Source organism: Desulfobacterales bacterium (genome assembly GCA_029211065.1).
GTDB lineage: Bacteria > Desulfobacterota > Desulfobacteria > Desulfobacterales > JARGFK01 > JARGFK01.
Genome location: JARGFK010000175.1, coordinates 1 through 5,514, shown reverse-complemented (window position 1 = coordinate 5,514; position 5,514 = coordinate 1). Strand labels below are relative to the sequence as shown.

Here is a 5,514-nt window from a genome sequence, read left to right as displayed (position 1 = left end):
CGCTCGCCGGACAGCACCAGCTTGCCACCATTGCCTTTCCGGCCATCAGCTGCGGCGTTTACGGCTACCCCATCCATGAGGCCTGCCGGATTGCCCTTGATACGACTTGCAACTTTTTGAAAACAAACGAAATTATAAAAATGGTGAGTTTTGTCCTGTTTTCATCCGGCAACCATAAGGTCTATCAGGAGTATCTTGCCAAACTCAGCGGTTCCTGAAAAATTGTACTGAAATGGAAAATCACTTTTTTTTCAAGATATCAATTAAACAGAATATTCTATCGAGGCCATTTTCATCATTGACAAACTAAATTGTGATGACTAATCTACTAAAACCGGTTGATAAAACTGAATTTCAAGCGGTCGCAATATGCGGAACGAACTATTAAAGGAGGCATCATGATTGAAGTTACCCAGTCGGCAACCACCCAGATTGCTGAATATTTTAAAGGCAAGGAAGTTTCTCCGATTCGAATCTTTCTGAATGAAGGTGGCTGAGGCGGCCCGTCACTGGCAATGGCTCTGGATGAGCCAAAAGATAACGATGAGGCTTATGACATTGACGGGTTCAAGTATCTGGTCAACAAGGACTTTTTAGAAAAAGCGCAACCCATAAAGGTTGATTTTCTTGAATACGGTTTTAAGCTGACCTCGAACCTGGTAATGCAATCGGGTGGTGCGGGTTGCCATGGCTGCGGCGATTCCTCCAGCTCATGCGGCACCTGATCCGGTTCAGCAGACCCGGCGAACAGGCGGACGAAACTTATCGCTTTATGTGACACTGTTTCAACACAACAGGGCACTGCCAACATGGCAGCGCCCTGTTGTTATTAGCCCTGTTCCGCTCTGATTTCTTTAACGGCGTTTGCCGCCGTTTCCATCAGCATTGAAACCTCATTGGAAAAAGGCAGCAGGCGCACCCCTTTCCGGATCCATTCCTTAGCGGATGCAATGTCCTGAACCAGCAGGCCGGGTATCTTCTTTCTTTTCTGGCAGGCTGCAATCATTATTTCGACCTGTTTGAGCACTTCCGGATGATTGGTATTTCCCGGCAGGCCTAGATCCGCGGAGATATCGCCGCGACCGATAACCGCGCCGTCAACACCTTCAACCGACAGGATCTTGTCGAGGTTTTCGATTCCTTTTCTGCTCTCGATTTGAACGATCAGCAGGGTCTCCGCATGGGTCGATCGGACATATGCTTCCCCGTTGCCTTTGTCAAAACCGGTATGAACGCCCCTTAGATTCATGCCGCGCTGGCCCATGGGCGGATATTTGATCGCGCTGATGACCGCCTCGGCCTCTTCTTTTGTGTCAACATGCGGGATCAATAGCCCCATGGCGCCGGCATCCAGTGGCCGGCTCAGCAAATGGGGCTCTTTGGCGGGCGGCCGCACGATGGAAACAAGGTTTGCCGCCAGGGCCGCATAACACAGGTCCCCCACCGTTTCTATCGAAAATGCGGAATGCTCCATGTCGATGTAGATAAAATCAAATCCGGCTGTTGCGAACATCCGGGTAATCTGAGGCGTTCGTAGCGTTGTAATCCATGTGCCGATCTGCACTTTTCCGCTGTTTAAGGCATGCTTTACATTGTTAACTCTCATGATTTTTTCCTGTTTAAAAAGCTGGTTTTTATTTTTTAGGTTTTTTCTTTGATATAATTTCTTTCAATTTTTCAACCGGTGCATTGCCTTGGATGGCATGCTCCATCTCTTTTTCAACCGTGTTGATGATTTTCAAGTTTTCCATAAGCCCGTCCAGAAAATCTCCCGGAATAACGACAACACCGTCTTCATCAGCCACAATGATGTCCTGGGGCCTGACCGGAACGCCGCCGATCTCCACAGCGACATTGTAGGCGGTAATCTTACATTCCGCGGGTTTATCCCTGGTCGCTGAACCCGTACAGTAAAGCGGTATTTCAGCTTGACGAAAGCCCCCAAAATCACGGGCGCCCCCATATACAACAATAGCCGCCAGCCCCTGCTTTTTGGCACAGGCTGCCTGATTATCTCCGCTAAAATGCCCATCGAAACCCTTTCCATCGATTACCAGCACACTGCCCGGATCGGCACTGCGTATAACTTCATAATTTGTAAACGTCTTCTCTCCGGGGCGCGGCGGCGAAAACAGGACCGTTACGGCCGGCCCCACTATTTTGGCATCTTCAAACCCGCGCGCGGGTCGGACACCCATAACGCCGCCGTTGATTCCTGAAATAGCCAGGGCGTCGGCGATCATCCCGGTGCTCAGCGCCTTGAGCGCATTCATCGGTGCGGGTAATTTTTCAGAATTGTCGGTCATACAATAATCCTCCTCCATGTTTTATTGAAGTGATTAAAAGCCGTTTCAAAACCTTGCCATTAGACCGGTATGTAGTCAATAAAAAACCAAACCACTCATGGTTGCTTGCCTGTAAGTGTTATTAAATTCTTGACAGAAAAAAACAAAATGCTATTTGAGGCTTTTATATTTAGAATGCATGCTGTCGGTTTCATCATGCCGAAGGCAACATATACACATTGGGGCACAAAGGACATTCAACCTTTCGATGATGAACAAGCGAGAACCAATATGAGCACGGTAGCCAAAGAGATCGTCACAGCGCTCCGCGACGCGCGCGTCGATAAAATGTTCGGGATCCCCGGCGGCGGGCCCACGGCCGACATGGTGAGCGCATGCGCTGACGCCGGCATCGAGTTTGTTCTGACCCAGCACGAAACGTCCGCAGTGATCATGGCCGGCATTTATGCCCAGCGCAAGGGAACCGTCGGTGTTGCCGTAAGTGCGATCGGACCCGGCGTTGCGAATCTTGCCAACGGCGTTGCCCAGGCGTCACTCGATCGCTTGCCGGTGTTGATTTTCGCTGACCGTCAGGATGCCGCAACCCATGCAACCGCGCAACGACAGTGCTTCGATCACCTGACCATGATGGCGCCCGTCACCAAGGCCCGGCTCACACTGCATGAGAATAACTTTCTTCAGCCGCTGCGACGTGCCGTCCGCACCGCTCTATCCCACCGGCAGGGACCCGTTTTTATCGACTTTCCCGGCAATGTCGGGGCAAAACAAGCCGACCCCAAACCGACGCGGCTTCTAATTCCGGACCTTGAGACCGACAAAGCCGTGGTTTCCGAAGCGAGCCTGCAGGCTGCTGCGGCAAAACTTTCCGGTGCGCGGCATCCTGTGATCCTGGCCGGTCTGGGCGCGCTATTCCTAAAGCCCGGCGCACTTGATGCGTTGGCGAATGCCCTCCATGCTCCGGTATTTACCTCGCCGAAAGCCAAAGGCGCCATCGCCGCTGACGATCCCTTCTGCGCAGGCGTGTTTATGGGCGGCAAGATCGAAGAGGATCTGTTGAATCAAGCGGATGTCATCCTGTTTGTGGGTTACGATCCGGTTGAAATGCTGGCAAAGCCCTGGACCCTGCCGGCAGTCAACGTATCCCTCGACACCGTCCCCAACACCGAACAGATCGTTCCCTTCCAAATCGAACTCGTTGGGGATTTAAACGACGGGGTAAAACGTCTGCAAGATGCCTGCGGCGATGTGAAATCCACCTGGAGCAGCCCTGAGGTGTCTCACTACAAAGCGAACGTGATTAAAGCCCTTGAGGTTTCCGTAAACGGCATGACGCCGAATCAGGTCATATTGACGACGCGTGAGATCGTGCCGCGCGACACGATTCTCGTGACCGACGTCGGCGCCAACAAACTGCTCGTGGTCGAACTTTGGGAGGCTTACGCGCCCAACGACTTTCTGATGTCAAACGGTCTGGCGTCCATGGGGTTTTGCCTGCCGGCCGCCCAGGCGGCAAAGCTGGCGGAACCGCAGCGCCCGGTGGTGTGCCTGTGCGGTGATGCAGGGTTCATGATGCGCCTGCCCGAACTGCTGACCGGCAAACGACACAACCTGCCCATTGTTTACGTCGTATTCTCAGACGACGGCCACAGTCTGATCACCGTTAAACAGGCGATGAAGGGCTTTAAACCCTTCGGCGTCAATTTTCCCCGGCCGGATTACATCGCCCTGGCCAAGGGCTTCGGCCTGGATGGCGTTACGGTTGAAACCGTTGATCAATACCGGCAGGCGTTGAAAAGCGCGCTGTCCAACCCCCACGGCGTCTTGGTTGAAGCGCGCATCGACCCGAGCGGTTATCAGAAACAGTTTGACGCCATCAGGGAACTGTAATCGAGGCCAAACCAAATAACCCCCTTATAATCAACGCCTACCCTTAAACCTGATACAACAATTTCCCCGCCGCACGCGGAACGGCTGGTATCCTTTTTCCTTGTTGACCGCGATAGCGGCACCGCTGTATATTACCGGAGCTGAAACCTTTTCCCATCAAACAATTCTCTTTATTTTCAGGAGCGTGGGATATGACAAAACGTTATATCTTCTATGATCGATACGCTAAGAGCAAACGGAGACTGTTCATTCTGTCGCTGGTAATGACATTTGTATCCATCGGGGCTGGGCTGGGGATTTTAAGATTGAGCAACATGAAAACAATAAGTCAGGGCCTTGATACGATATATGAGGATCGTGTGCTGCCCCTGCAGCAGTTAAAGCAGATTTCCGACATGTACGGCATCCATATCGTCGATACCGCTCACAAAGTCCTTGACGGTAATACTTCATGGTCCGCCGGTCGCATAATCATTGACGAAACAAATCGGAAAATGCCCCAAATGTGGGCCGAGTACTTGAAAACGCACCTTGTTGACGAGGAAAAAAAGCTGATCGAAGAACTCACATTGTTGTTTGTCGATGCGGACAAGTCCTCAAAAAAACTGACCGCCATTCTCCATAAAGAAGACCGCGCGGCTCTGGCTGAATTTGTACAAAAAGAAGTTTACCGGCATATCGATCCCTTTATAAATAAAATAGACGCTCTGTTTCAAATGCAGATCAGGGTCGCAAAGGATGTCCGCGACAACGAAAAACTCCGCTATAAATTCAGCTTGACCCTGGGTACGGCCAGCATTGCCCTGAGCATTGTTTTATGCACGATTATTGTGCTGCAGCGTAAAAGATGGCGAACACTGATGGATTCTTTATAACGAACGCAGGAATTGGGGGGCTGACATATGGCATTCCCCCTGCAGGGCATATCCTGCTGCGCTAATCTTGCTGCAGCTCCGGTAATCCGGCATAATAATCAAGCACTTCCGGGTTGCGCAGGGCGTCTTTGTTGCGCACCGGCTGGTTGTGGATCACCTTGCGCACGGCGATCTCCACTTTCTTCATGTTCAGGGTATACGGTATGTCCGGCACCGCCAGTATCTTGGCCGGCACATGCCGCGGCGACGCATGGGTGCGGATCGTCTGCCGGATCCTGTCTTTCAGCTCATCGCTCAATTCACATCCGGGCGCAAGTTTAACGAACAACACCACCCGCACATCGTTTTTCCAGCTTTGTCCCACCACCACGCTGTCCGCCACCTCCGGCAGCTGATCCAGCTGCCGGTAGATCTCGGCCGTGCCGATCCGCACCCCGCCGGGGTTC

At 52.0% G+C, this 5,514-nt stretch carries 7 protein-coding genes; 4 read left to right on the top strand and 3 right to left on the bottom strand.

Annotated features, from left to right (window positions below):
- Nucleotides 1–218 (top strand): macro domain-containing protein (locus P1P89_21900; protein ID MDF1594172.1); only part of this gene is annotated, 218 nt, incomplete at its 5' end.
- A gap of 297 nt (nucleotides 219–515) precedes the next feature.
- Nucleotides 516–725, top strand: a complete 210-nt coding sequence (locus P1P89_21895; protein MDF1594171.1) for a hypothetical protein — start codon at nucleotides 516–518, stop codon at nucleotides 723–725.
- A gap of 104 nt (nucleotides 726–829) precedes the next feature.
- On the opposite strand, the gene P1P89_21890 is transcribed toward P1P89_21895, so the two are convergent.
- Nucleotides 830–1,606 carry an aldolase/citrate lyase family protein gene (locus tag P1P89_21890; protein ID MDF1594170.1) on the bottom strand — a complete coding sequence of 259 codons (777 nt, stop codon included), beginning with the start codon at nucleotides 1,604–1,606 and terminating at the stop codon, nucleotides 830–832.
- 28 nt (nucleotides 1,607–1,634) lie between these two features.
- Nucleotides 1,635–2,306 (bottom strand): RraA family protein, encoded by a 672-nt coding sequence (locus tag P1P89_21885; protein MDF1594169.1) that lies wholly within the window; start codon nucleotides 2,304–2,306, stop codon nucleotides 1,635–1,637.
- 270 nt (nucleotides 2,307–2,576) lie between these two features.
- Between P1P89_21885 and P1P89_21880 the strand changes: the two genes are divergently transcribed.
- Both P1P89_21880 and P1P89_21875 read left to right on the top strand, forming a co-directional pair.
- Nucleotides 2,577–4,193: a thiamine pyrophosphate-binding protein gene (locus tag P1P89_21880; GenBank protein ID MDF1594168.1), complete on the top strand. Its 1,617-nt coding sequence runs from the start codon at nucleotides 2,577–2,579 to the stop codon at nucleotides 4,191–4,193.
- 191 nt (nucleotides 4,194–4,384) lie between these two features.
- Entirely contained in the window at nucleotides 4,385–5,068 is a 684-nt protein-coding gene (locus P1P89_21875) for an MCP four helix bundle domain-containing protein (protein MDF1594167.1), read from the top strand.
- A gap of 61 nt (nucleotides 5,069–5,129) precedes the next feature.
- On the opposite strand, the gene P1P89_21870 is transcribed toward P1P89_21875, so the two are convergent.
- On the bottom strand, nucleotides 5,130–5,514 hold a 385-nt coding region (locus tag P1P89_21870), incomplete at its 5' end, for an acetoacetate--CoA ligase (GenBank protein MDF1594166.1).

Excerpts from the sequence above, each read along its gene's own strand:
- P1P89_21895 (MDF1594171.1), top strand. The coding sequence starts at position 516 with ATGGCTCTGGATGAGCCAAAAGATAACGATGAGGCTTATGACATTGAC.
- P1P89_21890 (MDF1594170.1), bottom strand. The coding sequence starts at position 1,606 with ATGAGAGTTAACAATGTAAAGCATGCCTTAAACAGCGGAAAAGTGCAG.
- P1P89_21885 (MDF1594169.1), bottom strand. The coding sequence starts at position 2,306 with ATGACCGACAATTCTGAAAAATTACCCGCACCGATGAATGCGCTCAAG.
- P1P89_21880 (MDF1594168.1), top strand. The coding sequence starts at position 2,577 with ATGAGCACGGTAGCCAAAGAGATCGTCACAGCGCTCCGCGACGCGCGC.
- P1P89_21875 (MDF1594167.1), top strand. The coding sequence starts at position 4,385 with ATGACAAAACGTTATATCTTCTATGATCGATACGCTAAGAGCAAACGG.